Origin of the sequence: Lacibacter sp. H375 (genome assembly GCF_037892425.1) — a bacterium.
GTDB lineage: Bacteria > Bacteroidota > Bacteroidia > Chitinophagales > Chitinophagaceae > Lacibacter.
The window spans coordinates 66911-90185 of the sequence record NZ_JBBKTT010000002.1; the positions used below are offsets into that span (position 1 = coordinate 66911).

Genomic DNA, 23275 nt, shown 5'->3' on the forward strand with positions numbered 1-23275 from the left:
ATGACTCAGGAAATTAAAATCAGGCGCCTTAAAATTTACAAGTCGATTTATGTTGTGGTTGCTTTCGTGCTTATTGTAATTAATGGGTTTATATTATTTCCGTACTATAGATTGGGTGTCTTTTTTGACAGTTATGGTACCTGGGTACAAAAAATGGGTTATTTTCTCAGCCGCCATTTTCTCATACTTTTTGGGGCGTTCTTATTTCTGCGAGTCTATTTAATGAATCGTCAAATAAAAGAATTGCAAAGAGAAATAATATTAGATGCTATTGATGAAATTGGAGAAGAAGAACAACAATGAACTGTCATCTCGGCGAAAGAGGAAACTGCCGGGCAAAGTACATTAGTTCAAGAGATTTCTCCTTCCGTCCAAATGACAAGAAAATATTAAGCTGCATCAATTGGTGCAGCTTTCTTATTTTGCACCCGCTTTATGAGACGATTTGAAGATAGTTACAGACACAAAGGATTACGCAAGAAGTTAGTTGATCTGTTGCGTAGTAAGGGCATCACAGATGAACGGGTGCTGGAAGCCATCAATAACATCCCACGCCATTATTTTTTAGATACGGCCTTTGATGAAATTGCATACGAAGACCGTGCATTTCCAATTGGTGAGGGACAAACTATTTCGCAACCTTATACCGTTGCTTACCAAACACAGTTACTTGAAATAAAACCCTATGATAAGGTATTGGAGATCGGTACCGGCAGTGCTTACCAGGCTTGTGTACTTGCCGAAATGAATGCACAAGTGTACACCATTGAACGTCAGAAAAAATTATTCGATTTCAATAAAGCCTCTTTCCCTTTTTTAAAAAAATACCTCAACATCAAATTCTTCTATGGTGACGGGTTTGAAGGGCTGCCCACTTATGCGCCATTTGATAAAGTGATCATCACTGCAGCCGCACCGTTTGTACCACCGAAGTTGATCGAACAAATGAAACCAGGTGCGAAGATGGTTATACCTGTTGATGAAGGCGATTCTCAACGTATGAAGCGTTTAACCAAACACGAAGATGGTTCTTATACCGAAGAAGTTTTCGATTCATTTTCATTTGTTCCTATGCTGGGAGGAAAGCAGAATGGAAAATGATAAAAAACGAACCGTTGTTATTATGCAGCCGCTGCTGTTCTTATCCTCACGAATCAAATAAAAAAAACTCATCCACGCATTTCAGATGGTATGCTTTCATTGGTACTGATCCTGTACTATCATACCCGTGACTTCGGTAATAGTTGCCGTGCCAGTCGGTTTACAACAATCATTGATCCTTATTAGCTAAGCATAATGTAGTGGCCAGCTATTTCATCGAATCATAAGGAAACTAATGGGTTTTAGAATGAAATATTTAAATTGTGTACTTATGAAAAAGGTGCGCATTGTGTTAGCTGCCGCAGTTAGTAATATTTTTCTGTTTTATTCCTGTAGCCAGAACAAAATAATTGAAGAAAGTCCTGTACGTTTTACAGAGATGCCATCATCGCAAACCGGTATTACCTTCAACAATGCAATTATAGAAAACGATTCAGTAAACCTGTTGGTTAACGAATATACTTATATGGGCAGCGGTGCAGGCGTGGGAGATTTTAACAATGACGGATTACCCGACGTGTTTTTTGCTGCTACACAATCAAGTGCTAAGTTATACATCAATAAGGGCGACTTCAGGTTTAAAGACATCACCCAAACTGCAGGTATTACAACTGACTACTGGGCAACTGGTGTAAGTGTAGCGGATATCAACAACGATGGCTTCGATGATATTTACGTGTGTGCAACAGGGAGCAAGGATCCGGAAAAAAGAAGAAACAGGCTATATATCAATAATGGTAACCTTACCTTTTCTGAGCAGGCAAAAGAATATGGGCTTGCCGACACCAGCTTATCCACGCAGGCTGCTTTTTTTGATTACGATGGTGATGGCGATCTTGATATGTACTTGCTTAACCATTCGATGTATGAGGAGAACATGAATAATGTTATACCTGCTGACAGTATTGCGCATCCCATTGCAGCCGATAAACTTTACCGCAACGAAACTTTATCAAATGGCCACCCGGTTTTTAAAGACGTTTCTGTTGAAGCTGGCATTAAAGAAATAGGTTATGGTTTGGGTATTGCCATCAGCGATCTTAATAACGACAACCGACCGGATATTTATATAGCCAATGACTACATCGTGAATGATAAACTATGGTTGAATAATGGAAACGGCAGTTTTCGAAATGCCATTGCTTCTTCCATCAAACACCAAAGTTATTCAAGCATGGGAGTAGATGCTGCAGATATCAACAATGATGGATTGATTGACATTGCTACATTAGATATGCTGCCTGAGGATAATGAACGCAAGAAAATGATGTATGCGGCAATGGACTTTTACCGTTATGAACTGGAGCGTAAAATGAAGTATGAGTCGGCTTTCATGCGCAACATGCTTCAACTGAACAACGGAGTGAGAACAACCGGTAATACCACTGAACCTTTTTTCAGTGAGATAGGACAGCTGGCCGGCATACATGAAACAGATTGGAGCTGGAGTGTATTAATTGCTGATTTTGATAATGATGGCTGGAAAGATATGCATATCACAAACGGGTTTGGCAAGAACATGCTGAATAACGATTTCCTGCAGTTTCAAGCTGATGCTAAACTCAGAAATCTCAACACCCAACAACAAAAAGACAGCGCATTAAGAAAAAAGTTAGATGAATATGGCAGTCGTCAATTACCTAATTACTTTTTTAGGAATAATGGCAATCTCAGTTTCTCGAACCTTTCCGAAGCAGCCGGCATTATCACACCCACGGTATCTAATGGCTGCGTTTATGCCGATTTTGACAATGATGGTGACCTTGACCTGATGACGAACAACATTAACCAGCAAGCTTCTGTATTACGCAATGAACTTATCACTTCAAAGAACGATACTGCAAGTCACTACTTAAAAATAAAGCTGCAAGGTGATAGCTTAAACAGAAATGGTTTTGGTGCCGTAATAAAGCTGTATAGCAAAGGGAAGTTGCAGATTGTAGAACAGGCCCCGGTAAGAGGATATGCATCCACAGTTGATAAAATAGTACATTTTGGTTTGGGCAAGGAAACAGTAGTTGATTCTTTAATTATAACATGGCCCGATAATAAAGAACAGGCATTATATAATTTGCAGTGCAACAAACTCATACTGCTTAAACAAAAAGATGCCAGCAGGGAAAGGGCGCAACCAATGCAGGCATCGCCACAATTTTTTACAGACATTACAGGTGAAAATGTGATTGATTTTAAACACAGGGACTCTTTATTTTTTGATTATGGTATTCAAGGTTTGTTGCCGCAAAAGTTTTCGCAGCTTGGCCCATTTATAGCTGAAGCTGATGTAAATGGCGACGGGCTTACAGATTTTTTTGCAGGCGGCGCTTTCTTTCAATCAGGACAAATTTTTACACAACAAAGCAATGGATTTTTCACCTCTGCAGAATTAATTAAAGACAAAAAAATAGAAGAAGACCTCGGCTCATTGTTCTTTGATGCAGATGGCGATAATGACGTCGACTTGTTTATAAACAGCGGAAGCAACGAGTTTCCTGCAGGGTCAACATTTTATAGTCCAAGGCTGTTCAGGAATAATGGCAAGGGGCTTTTTTCTTTAGATGCAAATGCATTTCCCAAAACATTACATACAAGTGCACAGGCAGTAGCTGGCGCAGATTATGATGCTGATGGAGACATAGACCTGTTTATTGGAGGACGCATAATACCTACTCAATATCCTTTATCTCCATTTAGCTATATTTTGCAAAACAATGGAACAGGAACCTTTACGGATGTAACACAAATCGTGTGTCAGGCTTTGCACGATGCCGGCATGATAACATCGGCAGTATGGACAGATTTTAATGCTGATAAAAAACCCGACTTGATAATTGCAGGTGAATGGACGAAAATCCGGTTTTTTAAAAACACCGGGCAGCGGCTCGAAGAAGTAACCGAAACAACAGGGTTACAAAATATGAGCGGCCAATGGAGAAGCCTCGCAATGGCTGATTTAGACAATGACGGAGACTTTGATATTGTTGCCGGAAACCTCGGGCTAAATAACAGGTACAAGGCTTCAGCAAAAGAACCAATGAAACTCTTTGCAAAAGATTTAGATGATAATGGCAATGTTGATCCTTTAATAGCATACTATATCAGCAATCAAAAAGGCGAACGGCATTTGTATCCCGCCATCGATCGTCAACAGTTTGCTGTCCAGGTACCTTCCATCAAAAAAAAGTATCAACTTCATGAAATATACTCGAAGGCAAAAATGGAAGATATCATAAAAGAGTATAAAGAAGGTATGTTAGAATTAACCTGCGAAGAAACCCGCACCTGTTGGCTTGAGAACAAGGGCAATGGTAAATTTGAACTGCATGCCTTGCCCATAGAGGCACAATTCTCCCCGGTTAACAGTATTGTATGTACCGATGTAAATGGCGATAAAAAAGCAGACATCATTCTGGCAGGAAATGAGTACCAGGCTGAGGTAATGACCGGCAGGTACGATGCATCTTATGGTTTATTATTAATGGGAGATGGTAAAGGTACTTTCAAGCCGGTATCTCCGCTTCAAAGCGGATTAATTATTGACGGCGATGTAAAGGATATGAAAATTATTACCACAGCTTCAAAGGAACGTTTATTATTGGTTGCAGTAAATAATGATAGAATGAAGATTTTTAGATTAAAGAAATGAAAGGTTGCCTTGAGGATTTAGAGATAACAGCATGAAGCTGATAGAAATCTGTCAACCTTTTTCGGGCTCACACAATCAGCATCCGAAAAAACCTTGTGACCAATTCAATTATACTAAATGAATTTTATAGAATGCTGATACAAATGTTAACTGCAAAGAGATCAAAGAAAGGCACAATAGTTAATCATGCGATGCACCGGGTTGTCAACCGATGTTCTGCAACAGGCTATATGGTTCTTTTTTATACTGTGATACATATGATCTCATGTACATCAGCAGTGAAGAAAGACAGCAAGTCAACATTCAGAGTATTGGAAAGTGAAACAACGGGCCTGCACTTCAGCAACGATCTTAGCTACGATAAAGATTTTAATCTTCTTAAATACATTTATTTCTATAATGGCAGTGGGGTTGGCAGCGGCGATTTTAATAATGATGGAAAAATTGATCTGTATTTAGGCTCAAATCAAAAGCAGAACCAGCTTTACCTGAACGAAGGAAGTATGCACTTTAAAAACGTTACTGCTGAAGCGGGAATACCTGACGATAAAGGCTGGACAACAGGCGTGTCAGTGGCAGATGTAAATGCTGACGGGCTGTTGGATATTTATATCTGCCGGGTAGGTTATTACGAAACACTGCGCAGTAAAAACCAACTTTTAATTTGCACGGGTATCGATAAAAACGGAGTTCCCCACTATAAAGATGAGGCCAGGCAATATGGAATTGATTTTATGGGGCTTTCCACACAAGCTGCTTTTTTTGATTATGACCTCGATGGCGATTTAGATATGTTTCTTCTCAATCATTCTGCCAATGGATTTACATCGTTACGACCAAGAAGCGATTATTTAAAAATAACTAACCCTGTGGTTGGTGCAAGGTTTTTCAGGAATGAAAACAGTCATTTCATTGATGCGACAAAAGAGACAGGAATTAATAATTCGATTATAGGTTATGGATTAGGAATTACTGTTGCTGATATAAACATGGATGGTTACCCCGATGTTTATATAGGCAACGATTTTTATGAGAGTGACTACCTGTACATCAATCAAAAAAACGGCAGCTTTAAAGAGGAGGCCGCAAACCAGTTGATGCACACCAGCTATTATTCAATGGGTGTGGATATAGCAGACGTTAATAATGATGCCTTTCCGGAAATTGTTTCTTTGGATATGTTGCCTGCTGATCCTGCTATTCTCAAAAGGTCATCAGGTGAAGATGATTATGATTTGTTTCAGTCTAAACTGAGAGAAGGATACTTCTATCAATATACGAGAAACAACCTTCAGCTTAACCGCCGGAACGGGCTCTTTAGTGAAGTAGGTCTTTATAGTGGCATTGCCGCTACAGACTGGTCCTGGGCTCCCTTATGGATGGACTTTGATAACGATGGGTTAAAAGATCTTTTTATTTCAAATGGTATCCCTAAAAAAATGAACGATCTTGATTATGTAAATTATGTGGCAAACACTGAAGGGCAAATGGATGTTAAAGAAAGAACGGATTTTAACAATGATGTTGATCTCATTAAAAAACTCCCCGAAGTTCCTGTGCCAAACAAATTTTACCGCAACAAAGGCGATTTGGTATTTGAAGATGAGGCAGCCGGAATAGAGAACGATCGGCCAACTTTTTCAAACGGTGCCGTGTATGCCGATTTGGATAATGATGGAGACCTTGATATTGTTGTAAACAATATTAATGCACAAGCCTTTATTTATGAAAATACACATAACAAAAAGGGAGAAAGAACATCACTAAAAATTAATTTGGTTGGAGATATAAAAAACAAGCGTGCCATTGGTGCCAAAGTAATTGTTTATGTAAAAGAGGAGGTAAGAACTTACGAGAAGTTTCCGGTGAAAGGTTTCCTTTCAAGCATGGATGAACCCCTGCTGGTTGGAATTCCCATTACCGGCATTGATTCGATGTTATTGGTTTGGCCTGATAATTCTTTTCAGAAAATGAGTGTTCCCGCAAAAGAGGCAGGCATTACAGTTACATATCAGAAAGGATTATCTTTATTCGATTACAGCAGCTTACAGAAGATTCATGTAAATAAATCTTTTCCGTTCACTGATATTACAAATTCAACCGGAATTAATTATGTACATAAAGAAAATCCATTTGTTGATTTCAATAGTGAACGTTTATTGCCGCACATGGTTTCAACAGAAGGCCCTGCACTTGCCGTTGCTGATGTGAACCACGATAACCTGGATGATGTTTTCATTGGATCGGCAAAGGATAGTAAAAGTAGTTTATACCTTCAAACCGCTTCCGGAACTTTTGTAAAGACAATCCAACACGACCTTGATGAAGACAGTACTTACGAAGCTGTTTCTGCAATATGGTCCGATATAAATAATGATGGCCATCCGGATTTAATTGTTGTGAATGGAGTTGATCAATACTATAACGAAGCCGATTACGGCACGCCACGTATTTTCTTAAATGATGGCAAAGGAAAGTTAACAAAAGTGGTTAACGCTTTTACCAACATCAACCTTTCAGCTTCTGTTGTAGTTGCAGCAGATTTTAATGATGATGGTTTCCCCGATTTGTTTGTGGGTGCTAGATCGGTTTCAGGCAACTATGGTAAAATTCCTCAATCTTATTTATTACAAAATAACGGCAACGGTAAATTTACAGACGTGGCAAATACTGTTGCAAAGGGATTAACTGACATTGGTTTTGTAACAAACAGTATTTGGTTTGATATTGATAAAGATGGTGATAAGGACCTTATTGTGTCGCTGGAATGGGGCGGCATTTATGCTTTTATAAACAATAAAGGAAGATTTCAAAAACAGGTGTTGACAGATAAAAAAGGCTGGTGGAATTTTATATTGCCTTATGATTTTGATGGTGACGGTGATATAGATTTAATTGCCGGTAATTCAGGAGAAAACAGTCGCCTGAAAGCATCGCAGAAACAACCTGTAAAATTATATTATAACGATTTTGACGGCAATGGTAAATACGAACAGATACTTACTTACCATGTAGCAAACAGGGAAATACTGTTTATGGGCAAGAGTGATCTTGATAAGCAATTGCCCTTTCTTAAAAAGAACTTTTTATATGCGAAAGATTTTGCAAAAGCATCTGTCACAGATTTATTTGGACAGGAGAAGCTTGCTCAATCAACTGTGTTAACTGCAGATTACTTTTCTAATTCATTATTAATTAACCAGGGTAACCTGAAATTTTCTGTTCAGCCTTTGCCCTGGCAGGCACAACTTTCGCCTCTTAAAGATGCTGTTGTTTGTAATGCGAACAATGATAGCCTTCCGGATATTTTACTCGTTGGTAACTACCACGACAACAATACTGAACTCGGGCGAAATGATGCTGATTTCGGCACCGTTCTGATCAACAGGGGAAACAATAACTTTTTTTGCGAAACAATAAACGGGTTAGCAATTAAAGGTCAGTCAAGACGCATCAAAAAGATCACCATAAAAAACCAACAGGCATATATAATTGCAAGAAATAACGGCAGTGCTTTAATCATAAAATAGTTATCAGCCGGGTTTGGTCATTATATTTCCGGGAGGACAGATCACAAACAATGTTTAAAAGTTCTTTTAATTGCAATGGTGAATGCTTTTGAGAGGCAATACAAAACCTTACTTTTTCTTTCAAACCGCTGTTATATTTCGGTTATTCAAATCCTTATAAGTTTAGTACATTTCATTTTCAAATTGAAAGCACAAACCAACAAACTCAAAGCCCCGATAATTTACATCCAGTAATGAAATACTATAAAATCACAGCTTTTCTTTGCACACTTGTAATGCTAGTGGGCTCATGCCGCACTTCGTCTTCTAACAGGGAAATGATTGATCTTCTGCAATCAATAGATACCTATGAGAACAACCCTGAAAATCCCTTTTCTCCTGAAGCAATTTTGAGATTTAGCGATTCATTGCTCAATACGTCTCTGGCAAAGGACGATGTAATGAAGTTTAAATATAGAAAAGCAACGGCCCTGTTACAGTTGGGGCAGGAACAAAAAGCCGTTGATGTCTTCCAGGAATTGTTAACTGCAACACCGGCTTCCGAAACAGGGCAGAGGAGATTTCTTATGAAAGACCTGGCCATGGCTTATTTGCGGTTGGGAGAAAGAACAAATTGTGTTCGCAATCACTCTGCTGAATCCTGCATTTTTCCTATTTCAATGGCGGGTGTACATCTTGACAAAACCGGTTCACAAAAAGCAATTGAATTATATCAACAACTGTTGACGGATGATCCCGGCGATCTTGAATCAAGATGGCTTTTAAACATAGCTTACATGACCATTGGCACATATCCGCAACAGGTGCCTGCTGCAATGTTGCTGAAAATTGCACAGGAAGATACGCTTACCCGTATGAAACCTTTTATTGATGTTGCTGCTAATATTGGCGTAAACATAAATAACCAGGCAGGTGGCAGTATTGTAGATGATTTTAATAATGATGGTTATGATGATATTATTACAAGCAGTTGGTCGCTGAAAGAACCGATGCACTATTCCAGAAATAATTGGGACGGCACATTTACAGATGTTTCCGATTCTTCAGGACTGGGCTACTTCACCGGCGGGTTAAACATGATGCAGACCGACTACAACAACGATGGGTTTAAAGACATATTTGTATTACGTGGAGGCTGGAAGGAAAGTTTTGGAAACGAACCAAATTCATTGTTGCGAAATAATGGAGACGGAACGTTTACCGATGTTACCAAAGCCAGCGGTTTGTTATCAATTCATCCTACACAAACAGCTGCATGGGCCGATTTTAATAATGATGGATGGCTCGATGTATTTATTGGCAATGAATCGATACAGGGAGCAGAGGAGAGGAACATTTCAGAATTATACATCAATAACAAAAACGGAACCTTTACTCAACAGGCAGCATTAGCCGATTGCAATATAAGGGACTTTGTAAAAGGTGTTACTTCAGGCGACTATGATAATGATGGTAAGATGGATCTCTTTATTTCAACCATGAACGGGAAAAAATACTTATTTAAAAACGAGACCGTTAAAAACGGCCCGGTTAAATTTAAAGAAGTAACACGGCTGGCTAAATTAAACGACGTTACCCGCACTTTTCCCGGTTGGTTTTTCGACTATGATAATGACGGTTGGCTCGATATTCTCGTTTGCGGTTATGAGTTCACGAAATCCCTGGCTTATTACGCAGCCGCAGAAGCCATGCAGTCGAATGATATTCAGGGTAACTCCGGTAAAGTAATATTATACAGAAATAATCACGATGGTACGTTTGAAAATGTGTCTGATAAAATGGGATTAAACAATATCGCATTTGCAATGGGTTCTAATTTTGGCGACATAGACAACGATGGGTATCTCGATTTTTATCTTGGAACGGGCAACCCCTCGTTCAGATCCTTAGTGCCGAATAAATTATTTCGAAATAGCAGCGGCACAAAATTTACAGATGTCACAACGTCTGCAAGGGTAGGTAATTTGCAAAAAGGACATGGCGTATCTTTTGCCGATCTTGATAATGACGGTGACCAGGATATTTATATTGAAATGGGAGGTGCATATTCCGGAGATGCTTATGAAAACTCTTTGTACCTCAATCCCGGGCAAAACAATAACCATTGGATAAGGATAACATTAGAAGGAACAAGTTCTAACCGGGCGGCCATTGGAGCAAAAATGAAAGTAACCTTCAAAGAAAATAATAAAGAAAGATCTGTTTACAGGGAGGTAAATTCGGGAGGAAGTTTTGGTTCTAATCCTTTACGCCAGCATATCGGCACAGGCCAGGCTTCCGTTATTGATAAGATAGAAATTCATTGGCCGGCTACCAATCAAACACAAGTCTTTAAAAACATTCCTGCGGGCTTAAATATTAAGATCAAAGAGGGTGCTTCAAACTTCACTACTTATAAACTTGCTCAATATGATTTTCAACAATTAAAAACAGGATTAATTCCATGTAGGCCAACTCCGTAACAGTTTTTAAAGGATGATTTACGACAACGTACTGCTACAATTGAACAGATATTGAAATCCACAGTTTATAGGGGAGTGTTTTGTGAAGACAACAATTTTGGCGTTACCAGGCAGAACAGTAAGTAGAATGGCCGAGGCTGTTGATGCAAACCTAACCAACTTAAGCAACCCGCTTTTTTTATCAATGCTGCTGACCCTGTTGTAGGTGTGTTACAACGTTCAGCGCATTGTGCAGGTTGGGATTTCGAGTTCCGTCTGCTTGATAACGTTAGCCAAATTTATAGGTTTAAGTTGATGTTTTATTCATTTGCCGAATAGCGTTCTGTCGATCTGGGACTGAAGTTAAATAGTAGCACAAATGTTGATGGCTAATTCCGTCAAGCCCAACTTGCACAAAACCTCTTGTTGCCTGTAGTGCTTACTAAATGTCACTTTGCACAAAGTCAATAAATTCTTTTGGTTTCATTACTCGTGTATTAATTTTTTCATTTTGAAAAACAGCTTTAGCCTTTTTATAAATTTTTTTGTCTGATGTTACAAAATAGTCGCAATGTGCAGCATAAAAACAATGTAATGAGTCGTTAAATAAATTGTCGTATTGATTTTTCTCGGTTAACTTGTCCGAGCCATATCCTACAAAGTCAAGCTGCATAAATGTTCCAATTATTTTTGAATAGTCTTTGTTTTTAGATGTTTCGGTTTTATCGTTTTCTAGATAGAGTTGTGTAAAAGATTTATTCAACATCGTTTTGGGTAAAGTGTTATCGAGCATTTCAATTACGTTGTCAACATTATGTATACTTGAGTCTAATGGGATTGCTGTTTTGAATAAATTCCTTAATTCATTATAAACAGTTGGATTTGTCTTCATTTCGTTCGTAAGACCTATAAAATCTTCCATTACTGCATATATACTATTTTCAAGCTTGGCTTTTTTAAAAAATAATAAAAAGTTAGGGTTGTATTTTTCTATTTCGTCAAAATTAATATCGTGAGGAAGTTGTTTAAAAGTGTCAAAGATTGCTCCCAAACCATACTCTTTTAGTGGTTCAAGAATTGTATCAAGGCTTGTCATATCTACATCTTCGCCATTGTCAATTAAGTCTTGAAAATACTCTTCTGGATTTCGTTGGTGCCACTTTGCATTTTCGTCATTCCAGTATTGTGTAAGACAAACGTCCTTTGTCAAAATTGAAATGAACTGTAAAGACTCTGCAACTCTTTTTCTTTCGCCTTTTTTGTAACTTTTAAGTAAGTCGTTTAGATGAGCATTTGAGTATGGAATAATTAAATTTTCACTCGATGAATTTATTATTGCTCCTAAGGTATTAAAAGTATGAATGTCATCTTGGCTTAATAAATTCTCAGGCTGTCTAAGGGTTGTAATAACGTTCCAATCAAGGTATAATTTTGTCATAGTGTAAGATGTCCAATAACATTACAGGCAACGTTAAAGCATTGGCGATGTGGCGGTATTCTGTGTTCCGTCAGCCTGGTGCCGCTGCTGATTAAAGATACAAAAGCTCATTGTTTATTCTGCCGCTCAGCGTTATTCGTCTGCCGAAACTGAAGCTGATTAGCGACTAAAAAGCTGAGAATATATTCGTCGCCCCGCCATATTGCCAATGCAATGTTAGCAGCTGTACTATTCTGTAGCTTTCTTTGCATTTTCAAAAAGATACCATTTAAAAAATTCTTTTCCTTTCTCAGAAATAGATATGCACCTGTCGTCAGATGGGTTATCCTTTATTAAGCCTAATGCCATAGCTTCAGCTGTTCCCTTAATTTCATTAGGAAAAATTAACCCTCCACTAAGTATTTTATTCTTATCTCCAATAAATTGCTTTAAGACACCAGAATCCAGAATTGCTTTGAACTCAGCTGTTTTATTTGCATACTCACTAGAGTGTCCGTCCTGTTCTATTTGATTCTTTAACTCCTGATTTTCTTTATCTTTTTGGAATATTTCTTTGTCCTTTTCAAGAAGAAGTCGTTGAGTTGCGACATCACCGCCTTGTAATGATAGATATTTGCTCCATATTGCAGAAATTAACTGTCCGAGTTGAATCTTAGAATAATTTACGGGCATTAAATGAAGTAAATCATCAGTTAATTCAGGATATCTTTCTGCAATTTCGTTGTAAGTTTCTTGGCAATCAAATATTGAAATGATTTTATTCAAATCAAAATTGTTGCCTTTTTTTGTTTCATCCCTTAGAACATGTTTAATCTCTCTGTCAACCCATGAGGACTTTAATGAATTTCGAGTAAAGAAAATTAATACGACATCTGCTTTGTCTAACCCATCTCTGAATATTGACTTTCTCAAATTGTCACCAGGTAATATTTTACTCTTATCAAGCCAAACATTAATATAACAGCTTTCTAGGTCGGTCACGATAGGCTCCACAAGAGCCTCTTTGTCCTCCGAAGAGTGACTAATAAAAACTAAAACAGATTGTCCCATTTTAAATCGTAGTTAGTGGTCGTTTTGTATAGCTGCTAACACATAAATATACTACACAAACACACGTTTCAAAAAAATACAGCAATTGATTTTTAAGCAGTTGTAATTCGCCATCTTCATTGTAGTGTCACAAAGCCATTTCGCCTACATATTGCTTATGAATTTAAACATCATTACAGTCTATCTTTCCTGTTCTCCATAAATCATCAAGCGGGTATCTTTTCAGTAAGCACAAGGCCACTTCGTTTTGTTTTATACATCAACCGCAACATTAATCTTACTGTTTACCACGTTTGGTTATGTAACGCAACCACAAAAAGTCGTTGTAAATACGCTTTACCGATTTTAATGTAAAGTGTGTTGCCTTGCGTTTGCCATAACCTTCTTCTGCTTCAAAAACGGTTGGTGCACCAATGGTGCCATCGGCTAGTGGTGCTAATACTAAACTGAATTCGTCAATCAGTCCTGCTTTCAGGAACGAACCGTTTACATGTCCGCCACCATCAATACGCACACGTTTAATACCAAAATGTTTGTTTAGTTTTTTCAACACCAATGCAAGATCGAGTTCTTTCCTGCCGCCAAAAATGTACGACACATTTTTACTGCGCAGGTGTGCCAGGTAAGTGCTGCTTACCTCTTCGCTCAACACTTCAATTACCTGTTCGGTAGAAACCATATTGGTATCCCAAAAACATTTACCCGACGGATCAATGACAACTGCATATTGCCTGGCAACTTTTGCTGCAACAAAATCTTCTTTTGCAATTTTTTCTTTCGGCTTTTCGAGCTTGTGTTTCTTTTTGCTGCAAAATTCCTGCATGGTTTTACGACCCACGAGCCATGCATCTGCTTTTATTTTCGATGCCGGTTCTTCAAAGTATTTATGATGATCTTTAAATCCCCAGATGTTTTGTTTAATACGTCCGTCGACCGAACCAAGCATGTGGCAAATAACGTATGGCTTCATGTGTATCTCTTTTAATTTGAATGTATATTAGTTTCGGTTGCCTTCATTGGTTGACTAACCCAAAACATTTATTTAAACTGTAATTCAGCTATCACTGAAAAATGATCACTTGCAAAACGACCGCCCCATGTTTGCGAAATAGCAGCATGCGTTAATACCTTCCAGCTGCCTTTCAGAAAAATATAATCGATGGGTTGATCGTTGCGTTCTTTGGTTTGAAAGCCGGTGAAGGTGCCTGTTGGTCCATAGTGCGGTGCTTGTGAAAGTTGTTTAGCGTCGGTTAAATGAAGAGGGTTTCTTTTATCAACGATCACCTGTATCGGTTCGTCGCCCGGTTCTGCATTAAAATCACCCGTAATAACAGCAGGAGTGGAGCCGGCAATTTCTTTTACTTTCTGTAGTACCAGTTTTGCACTTTCTCTACGTGCAATTTTCCCCATATGATCGAAGTGTGTGTTAAAAGCAAAGAAGATTTTTTTTGTTCTGCGGTCTTTAAATTTTGCCCATGTTACAATACGTGTAATGGCTGCATCCCAGCCTTTGCTGCCAGTAACGGTGGGTGTTTCACTTAACCAGAACATACTTGCTGAAAGTAATTGCATTTTTGTTGTGTCATAAAAAATGGCAGAGTATTCTCCTTTAGTTTTTCCATCGTCTCTGCCACCACCTGTGTATTTGAACTGTGGTAAACGTTGTTGCAGGTCGATCATCTGATCATGCAATGCTTCCTGCACACCCAATAATTCAATCTTATGAAATAATATTTGCGAAGAAACTTTGTCTTTACGGTAGGGCCATGCATTCAAACTGTCAGATGAAGTGTTGAGACGGATATTGAACGTCATCACACGCAGGGGAGTTTGTGCATTCAGCAGTTGTACACTTATGAGAATTGTAAAAATGAAAAAGATGAATTTTTTCATACGGCAATATTAAGATGCAGCAAGTTCCTTAATATCTTTCACTTCCAGTATTTGTTTTTTGTAACCTTTTGTTGCTGCATTTATCATTGCCTGACCAATCTCTGCCAAACTCACCACAGAATTTTTATTGATGCGTTTTACAATCTGTAACAGCCACATAAAATAGTTATACATTTTAATGGTATTCTTTAAGCCTTTGCCAGGCTCAATAATTCCCGGCCTGAAATTATACACTTGTGCAAATGGAAGTTTCATCAGGTCATTTTCAGTTTTGCCTTTTACTCTTGCCCACATGAGGCGGCCTTTTTCACTGCTGTCGGTACCGGCACCTGAAACATAACAAAAAGTAATGTTGTTGTTTTGTTTTGCCAATGTTTCAGCAACATGCATGGTGAGTGCATAGGTAAGATGGTAAAACTCTTCTTCTTTTTTTCCAACAGATGATACACCTGCACAAAAGAAGCAGGCATCGAATCCTATCAATTGATCGGCAACTGGAGAGAGATCATGAAAATTACTGTGCAGTATTTCTTTCAGCTTTGTATGTGTAACGCCACAACTCTTCCGTCCAAGCACTATTACTTCTCTTACAAGATGACTATTGAGGCATTCGTGTAACACACCTTCGCCTACCATTCCGCTTGCTCCTGTTACAATTACACGCATGGGTGTTGTGGCTGTTTGCATATAAGTTGATTTTAGTATTATTATCCTGAAAAGAAAAACGTTTAATAATTGAATTTACTTTAGTTCACCTGAAAATGATGATACAAAAAAATCCCCCTCCGTTTGAATGGAGAGGGATAAGTGTATATCATGGGTAATTTCTTATTGCATCTGCATTTCATCACCACCACCTTCGCTACGTGTATTCTTACGTTTGAAAAGTGAAGCATCAAACTTACCAAAACGGTAGTTGAAGTTAACACGTACAAATGTGGGGTCTCTTCTTCTCCAGCTGTATTGATCAAAATATTGTGATTCAGAAAACACATTATTACGACGTGTACTGAATACATCGCTCCAGTTTAATGATACGAAAGCTGTATTCTTTTTGATCTTAAATTCTTTACGAACACCAAAATCAACATAGTAGTTATCATCAATATAACCTTGTGTGGTTGAAACAGCGCCACCGCCAAATCCGCCACCACCCATAAAGCCACCGCCACCACGGCCGCCACGTCCACCACCGCCGCCAGATGATACTGGCAGGATCGAGCGTGAATTATAATCGCCGCTCAACTGCATGCTCCAACCTTTACCTAAGCGGAATGAGTTATTAAGTTTTATCGTATAACTGGTGCGTTCGTTTTTCAACTCAGGCAACACACTGCTGCCATCGATCTTAGAGTAGTAAACGTTTACATTGTAGTTGATCTCCCACCACTTGCTTACTGTGTTACGGAAAACAAGTTCAAGTCCCGCTGCATAGCTTCTGTCGGCATTCACCCATGTACTGATAACAGCTGTATCTTTTGTATTACCGATTTGTTCCCTGTTCTGGTAACGTGAAATAAGATTATTGGTTTGCTTTCCAAACAAAGTAGCAAGGAACGTATTGTTTTTCTCGCCGTATGTTTTTTGATAAGTCAACTCCAATGAATTTGTAAACTCAGGCTTCAGATTTGGATTACCGGTTTGGTAATTGAAGATGTCGCTGATATCAGTATTCGGCAATAGCTGAAAGAAGCTTGGACGATTGATACGACGGCTGTAGTTCAACTGCAGATCTTGTTTTCCTTCTAATGCTTTTGATAAAAATACACTCGGGAACAATGCCAATGGAAACTGGTTATTAAATGTTCCCGGTTTGCCAACTTGCTCGCCTTCGTATTTTGAACTTTCTGCACGCAAACCAACCTGGTAGTTCAAGTTTGCTTTTTTGATCTTTTGCGAAAAGCTTGCATAAGCAGCATGAACATAATCTACATATTCAAAGCGATTACTTAAGCCCGTTTGAGCAAGTCCATTATTAAAAACATTCTGGAAACTCTCAAATAAGCGGATCTGTGTGCGTAACCCAGCTTCTATCTTCATGTTTTCGTTAATGGGATCAGTATAATCTGTTTGTGCTACAACGAAGCTATTGTTTCCACCTCCATTATTGATTTGATTTTGTTTAGGGATGTAAACATTTGTCCAATCTTTATCGAACCATTTCGTGAAATCAATTGATTGATCATTTTCACTTCTACTCTTATTGTAGTTTACATCGGCTGTCCATTCTCTTCCGGCGCGCGGGAAATTATATTTATAACTGATAGATGCACCAGCATTGCGGAATTTATTCATACCGTTTGTTTCACGGTATTCGTAAATGGTTTTTGGGGTACTGTATGTTGAATCGTATCGGATATAGTTCTGATCGAGCAGGTCAAAGTTACCGCCACCAAAATTGCCCGAAATTGTAAGTGTGTTTCTGTTATCGAGCAGGAAATCAAAACCTGCACGACCAAAATTGAACATACCTTCACTGATATTGCGGTTCCGTGTAAAGAGTTTATTTGCCACGTTATCGCCAAAGTTGTTACGGTCTGTTTCACCAAAGCCAATGCCTTTACGTTGATTCAATCCAATATTTGCAAAGAAGTTTACCTTGCCTTGACGAATATTAATATCGCCACCGCCGTTCACCCGGCCACGCATATCAACACCTACACGAACACTGCCACTGTAACCTACACGACGGTTCTTCTTTAATACAATATTGATGATGGCAGATTGACCACCACTCGCATCAAATTTTGCAGAAGGGTTTGTGATGAGTTCAATGCTTTGAATAGCATCAGCAGGAATCTGGTCAAGTGTTAATACAGTGGGGCGGCCATCCACAAAAATTTGTGGTGCACTGTTACGCATGGTGATGTTGCCATCAATATCAACATTTACTGTTGGTACGTTACGCATAACATCTACACCGGTTCCACCTTGTGAAACGATATTTTTTTCAACATTAAATATTTTACGATCGATGCCTAACTGTAATGTAGGTTTATCAGCCGTTACAACAACTTCACTTAATTGCTGCACATCGGTTTCTAATTTGATGTTGCCAAGATCTTTATCGAGCATGGCCATCATATCTTCTGCTGCACCTCCTGGCTTCAAACCAAAACTGATAGTTTGTTCAATTGTTTTAAAACCTATGGCCGTAACTAATAATTTATAATTACCCATGGGACTCAATCCTTCAAGACTGAAATCGCCGTTGGCTTTCGTTAATTGTCCGTTTACCAAAAGCTCTTTTCTTGTTTTCGTAGCTGTGTCAACCCGGTTTTGGTAGAGTTGAACTGACGCTGCGTCAATCGGCTTATTTGTTTTTGAATCTACAATCTTGCCATAAAAACGACCAATATTCATTTGGCCACCGCCACCGGGACGACCGCCGCCGGGAACCTGTGCAATTAAATGTAGACTGAGGAATAAACAAACAAAACCTAGGATGAATCTCATGATACTTTTTTTAGAATTGAGGCGCAAATTTCTGCGTAATTGATTAATAATGAAGCTCATTTAGTATGAATGACTAATTAACCGTTTTAGACGGCAAATGTTCTGCCGACCCCATTTTGTTTGTGATGAGTGGAAACTATTGCGTAAGAAGGGTGAGGAGCACCTGTAATATGCCAATCAGAAAGCCGAGTACACCGCCGATGATCTCGACAAACCTGAACTCTTTGGCCATAACCTGGTAAAGGATTTCTTCAAGCTTATCGCCTGAGAAAGCTTTTACTTTTTCAGTTACAATATGTTCAAGATCAAGTTGCTGTTTGAGGGTGTTGGTATAATCTTTCATCACTTTCGGGAATAGGATTTCCAGTTCTTCCATAAAAGTAACTTTCAGCTTTTCAATGGTTTTATCGCCAATAAACATGCTGATCATGGGCATACTTTCGCCGAGCTTCACCCGCAAAAAATGGTCGATATGTGTTTCAACCATCGGTAACACCTTTTTCAGATTTTCAGGATTGCTGATCTTTTCTTCTATATCAGAGAAAGAGAGAAGCTCCCGGCTAACTAATTTTCCCAGCTTTTCGGCAAATTGTTCCTGGCGTTTTGGGAAAATACCTTGAATACGAATTCCCAACACGTTAACAGGATTTCGTGGATGAAAAAGCATTTTAATTGCTACCCAGTTAGTAACCCATCCAATAAAAGCAGAAATAACAGGAATCAGTATAAGCCAGTAATTCATAAATTTGTAAATGGGTGCAAAGAACGTTTATTTTTTGATTTCTATAGAAGTGATTTGCTTGGAAAAGTGATTTCCATTACTTTTGCTGTCCCAAAGACGGAGGTTGTAGCTCAGTTGGTTAGAGCATCAGATTGTGGTTCTGAGGGTCGAGGGTTCGAAACCCTTCAATCTCCCGTAAATCCCTGCACATGTTGTGTGGGGATTTTTTATTTTAGGTGATGCGGGAAATTTTGTTACCAAATGTTTAGACGTTGATAAAGAATGAATATGCTAAAAATAAACCCCGCATTACTGCATGGATTTAGTTGATTTCTCAAATAACGTTCCCGGTGTAAAACCGTATTCTTTTTTAAATGCTTTGGTAAAGTTTGACACATCACTAAAGCCAATTGTGTAGCCTGCTTCTTTAGGTGTTACGCCACGGGTAATTAATTCTCTTGCTTTTTCCAGCCGTTGCTTATTGTAGAATTCATATAGGCGATAACCATAAACCTGTTTAAAGCGTTGCTTTAGTTTGGTGCTGCTCATTTGAGCGATACGTGCCAATTTAATAATCGATGGAAATTTTTCTGTCTCTTCATTTACAAGCAGCGCCTCAATACTACGGAGGCGTGTGATGTCTTCATCTGGTATGATCTTTTTGTTTTTGATCACCAGTGATTCATTCAGGTAGGTGCTGAAAAAGTATTCAAGCAACAGTATGATCCTGCTTTTCAAAGCAAGTCTATCAGGTTCGCTGCTAAGTTGTGTATCAAAAATGCGGTTTAGTTTCTCTTGTATTTCCTGGTTGATGGGAAGTTTCTCGATCAGCTCAAGTCCCTGGCTGGTTAGTAATTCAACCTGGAGTTTGGTGTTGGCATCGAAATGATCGGCTATCCATTGGGGTGATAAATAAATACCCAGCCGCTTCAATTTTGAACCGGCACGATAGTTCACTTCCAGTTCTGTATTTGTAGATGAAACAAAAATATTACTGCGTTTTTTGTTGAGGCTATCGGTAAGCGAATCTTTTTTATGTCGAAGTCGGATATAATCGCTGATCTGTGTTTGGTTGAAGAAAATCAGTAAACCCATTTGGTTGTTGCTGACACGGTGCAGAGTGCAATCACTGTTCAGCTCAACATCCATCATTACATAGGAGAATGTGCGGTCTATACTGTCAGCAAAGCAATAACCGTTGCCAAAGGTTTCAGTTAACGTAAGCAGGCTGTGTTTTGCTTTGATGCCAGTGACCTGGCTCAGCTCCTGTATCCAGGTTTTAAAATTTTTCTGTTTAAAACGAATATACATCCGCTGCTAAGCTACAATAAACAAGTGTTATATTATGTAGAACTGAATATGATAATTTTTATTATCATATTTAAATTATCAATTTAACCGTTGTTTTATCTCTTGCAACTTTAGTAATGCTTCGACAGGTGTGAGTCGATTGATATCTATACCATCGAGCATGGTTCTTATTTCATCAAATGTTTGCGAGTGTATGTCAAAAATGTTCAACTGCATTTTTTGTACAGGCAATTGTTTCAGTTGGTCTTTAATATCGCCACTGCTGCGTTGATCTTCGAGTTGTTTAAGAATTTCATTGGCACGGTTGATCAATGAAACCGGCATACCGGCCATCTTTGCTACATGTATACCAAAACTGTGAGTGCTTCCACCAGGTGCGAGTTTTCGTAAGAAAATGACCTTGTTACCAACCTCTTTGTTGGTGACATGATAATTTTTAATACGTGGAAATTTTTCTTCCAATTCATTTAGTTCATGATAGTGTGTAGCGAATAATGTTTTGGGTTGATAAGAAGATTGATGCAGAAATTCAGCGATACTCCACGCAATGGAAATACCGTCGTAGGTAGATGTACCACGACCAATTTCATCGAGCAGTATCAAACTGCGTGATGAAAGATTGTTGATAATGCTCGCTGTTTCATTCATCTCCACCATGAATGTACTTTCGCCACCACTTAAATTATCGCTGGCACCAACACGGGTAAAAATTTTATCAGTCAATGGAATAGTAGCAGCACTAGCCGGAACAAAACTTCCCATATGGGCCATTAGCACAATCAATCCTGTTTGACGCAGCAAGGCACTTTTACCACTCATGTTCGGACCTGTGAGAATGATGATCTGCTGTTGTTCTTTGTCCAGTACAATATCGTTGGCAATATAACTTTCGCCAACGGGAAGATGACGTTCAATTACCGGATGACGTGCATCTTTCAATTCCAATGTTGCATCATCTTGTATCTGTGGTCGAACATATTTAAACTGCAATGCATTTTCTGCAAAACAACAGAGGCAATCAAGAATGGCCATTACCTGTCCATTAGTTTGGATAGGGCCGATATATTCCTGCAGCTCGATCAATATTTTTTCAAACAGTTCTGATTCGATCTTTAATATTTTCTCCTCTGCACCGGTGATCTTCTCTTCGTATTCTTTTAATTCAGGTGTAATATAACGTTCAGCATTGGCCAGTGTTTGTTTTCTTGTCCACTCAGCCGGTACTTTGTTTTTATGCGTGTTTGTTACTTCTAAATAGTAGCCAAACACATTGTTGAAAGCGATCTTTAAAGAAGGGATACCTGTTGCTTCGCTTTCACGTTGTTGTATCTCTACTAAATATTCTTTACCATGATGGGCAATGCGCCTGAGTTCATCCAGCTCACTGTTAATACCATCTCTTATCACATCTCCCTTGCTGATCATCACAGGTGGATTTTCAACAACTTCTTTCAGAATTTTTTCCGCAATGTAATGTGAGGGATTGATGGTATCGCTCAAACGTTTCAAGTAACTATTTGAAGAGGTGGCGCATTGTTCTTTTATCTTCTCTGCAAAGCCTAATCCTTTCGCCAGGTGAAGAATTTCTCTTGGGTTGATCTTCTTTAGTGGCAATTTTGCTACCAATCGCTCCACATCACCACTTTGTTTAATAAGCGATTGAAGTTGCTTGCGAAGTTCTGTTTCAAGTATCAACGATTGCACAGCATCTAACCGTTCGTTGATCCGTTCCATATCTTTCAATGGTAATACCATCCAGCGGCGCATTAATCTTGCTCCCATTGGCGAAACAGTATTGTCGAGCACTTTCAGTAAAGAGTTGCCTCCATCTGCATTGCTGCCAAGTATTTCAAGATTACGAATGGTAAAGCGGTCCATCCATAAATAATCAGCTTCATCCAATCGTTGAACTGAAGTGATATGATTCAGGTTTGGATGTTCTGTATCTCTCAAATAATGAAGAACAGCTCCGGCTGCAATAGTTCCCAGCTTTTGTTCTTCAATACCAAATCCTTTTAATGAATGTGTTTGAAAATGTTTAAGTAATAATTCAGTGGCGTATGCTTCGCTGAAGATCCATTCTTCTAAATGGTAAGTATAGAATTTAGGTCCGAAATTTTCTTTGAATTGTTTTTGTTTGTTGCGTTGAAAAACAACTTCAGCCGGTTTTAAACTCTGCAACAGTTTATGAGCATATTCCTTGTTGCCTTCAGCAATAAAAAATTCGCCGGTGCTGATATCGGTAAAAGCAAGACCATATCGTTCATTCTCTTCATGAATGGCAGCAAGAAAATTGTTACTGTCGTGTTCCAATAATTTATCATTGGTGGCAGTACCGGGGGAGAGGAGTTCAGTTACACCACGCTTTACAATTCCTTTGGCCTGTTTAGGATCTTCCAATTGGTCGCAGATGGCAACACGATGACCAGCCTTTACTAACTTATGTAAATAGGTGTCTAATGCATGGTGAGGAAAACCGGCCAGTTCATTACTATCAACAGAGCCGTTGTTCCGTTTGGTTAATGTTATGCCGAGTACACGTGACGTGACGATTGCATCCTCACCAAAGGTTTCATAAAAATCACCTACCCGGAATAATAGAATTGCATCAGGATATCTTGCCTTGATCGCCTTGTGTTGTTGCATCAATGGAGTATCTGCGCCTGCCTTTGCCATGGCGGCAAAAAT

14 protein-coding genes and 1 tRNA gene are annotated in these 23275 nt (G+C 38.8%); 6 read left to right on the forward strand and 9 right to left on the reverse strand.

The window, feature by feature from the left end; all coding sequences use genetic code 11:
* The 5 genes from WG954_RS20895 (at position 1) to WG954_RS20915 (ending at position 10739) form a co-directional block, all read left to right on the forward strand.
* Entirely contained in the window at positions 1-303 is a 303-nt protein-coding gene (locus WG954_RS20895) for a hypothetical protein (RefSeq protein ID WP_340439030.1), read from the forward strand.
* Positions 304-435: 132 nt separating this feature from the next.
* The gene (locus tag WG954_RS20900; protein WP_340439032.1) at positions 436-1101 is read left to right on the forward strand and encodes a protein-L-isoaspartate(D-aspartate) O-methyltransferase; all 666 of its coding nucleotides are present in this window, start codon (positions 436-438) and stop codon (positions 1099-1101) included.
* Between the two features lie 271 nt (positions 1102-1372).
* Positions 1373-4747: a VCBS repeat-containing protein gene (locus WG954_RS20905; protein ID WP_340439033.1), complete on the forward strand. Its 3375-nt coding sequence runs from the start codon at positions 1373-1375 to the stop codon at positions 4745-4747.
* Positions 4748-5004: 257 nt separating this feature from the next.
* On the forward strand, positions 5005-8277 hold the full coding sequence (locus WG954_RS20910) for a VCBS repeat-containing protein (protein ID WP_340439034.1): 3273 nt from the start codon (positions 5005-5007) through the stop codon (positions 8275-8277).
* A 233-nt stretch (positions 8278-8510) separates the two neighbouring features.
* Positions 8511-10739, forward strand: a complete 2229-nt coding sequence (locus tag WG954_RS20915) for a CRTAC1 family protein (protein ID WP_340439036.1) — start codon at positions 8511-8513, stop codon at positions 10737-10739.
* Positions 10740-11160: 421 nt separating this feature from the next.
* Here WG954_RS20915 and WG954_RS20920 read toward each other — a convergent pair whose 3' ends face one another.
* The 7 genes from WG954_RS20920 to WG954_RS20950 form a co-directional block, all read right to left on the reverse strand.
* A complete protein-coding gene (locus WG954_RS20920) occupies positions 11161-12156 on the reverse strand; it encodes a hypothetical protein (RefSeq protein WP_340439037.1) in 996 nt (331 codons plus the stop codon).
* Positions 12157-12384: 228 nt separating this feature from the next.
* A complete protein-coding gene (locus WG954_RS20925; RefSeq protein ID WP_340439038.1) occupies positions 12385-13206 on the reverse strand; it encodes a toll/interleukin-1 receptor domain-containing protein in 822 nt (273 codons plus the stop codon).
* 277 nt (positions 13207-13483) lie between these two features.
* Positions 13484-14176, reverse strand: coding sequence for a RibD family protein (locus WG954_RS20930; protein ID WP_340439039.1), 693 nt, complete (start codon positions 14174-14176; stop codon positions 13484-13486).
* A 68-nt stretch (positions 14177-14244) separates the two neighbouring features.
* Positions 14245-15099 carry an endonuclease/exonuclease/phosphatase family protein gene (locus WG954_RS20935; RefSeq protein ID WP_340439040.1) on the reverse strand — a complete coding sequence of 285 codons (855 nt, stop codon included), beginning with the start codon at positions 15097-15099 and terminating at the stop codon, positions 14245-14247.
* A 9-nt stretch (positions 15100-15108) separates the two neighbouring features.
* On the reverse strand, positions 15109-15786 hold the full coding sequence (locus tag WG954_RS20940) for an NAD-dependent epimerase/dehydratase family protein (protein WP_340439042.1): 678 nt from the start codon (positions 15784-15786) through the stop codon (positions 15109-15111).
* Positions 15787-15927: 141 nt separating this feature from the next.
* Complete coding sequence (locus WG954_RS20945; RefSeq protein WP_340439043.1) at positions 15928-18555, reverse strand: TonB-dependent receptor; 2628 nt, start codon at positions 18553-18555, stop codon at positions 15928-15930.
* A 136-nt stretch (positions 18556-18691) separates the two neighbouring features.
* The gene (locus WG954_RS20950; protein WP_340439045.1) at positions 18692-19297 is read right to left on the reverse strand and encodes a DUF445 domain-containing protein; all 606 of its coding nucleotides are present in this window, start codon (positions 19295-19297) and stop codon (positions 18692-18694) included.
* Between the two features lie 99 nt (positions 19298-19396).
* Between WG954_RS20950 and WG954_RS20955 the strand changes: the two genes are divergently transcribed.
* Positions 19397-19470, forward strand: a tRNA-His gene (locus WG954_RS20955).
* A gap of 115 nt (positions 19471-19585) precedes the next feature.
* On the opposite strand, the gene WG954_RS20960 is transcribed toward WG954_RS20955, so the two are convergent.
* Together WG954_RS20960 and mutS are read right to left on the reverse strand one after the other, a co-directional pair.
* Positions 19586-20587, reverse strand: coding sequence for a helix-turn-helix domain-containing protein (locus tag WG954_RS20960; RefSeq protein ID WP_340439046.1), 1002 nt, complete (start codon positions 20585-20587; stop codon positions 19586-19588).
* Positions 20588-20665: 78 nt separating this feature from the next.
* The gene (gene mutS / locus WG954_RS20965) at positions 20666-23263 is read right to left on the reverse strand and encodes a DNA mismatch repair protein MutS (RefSeq protein ID WP_340439047.1); all 2598 of its coding nucleotides are present in this window, start codon (positions 23261-23263) and stop codon (positions 20666-20668) included.
* Positions 23264-23275 lie beyond the last annotated feature (12 nt).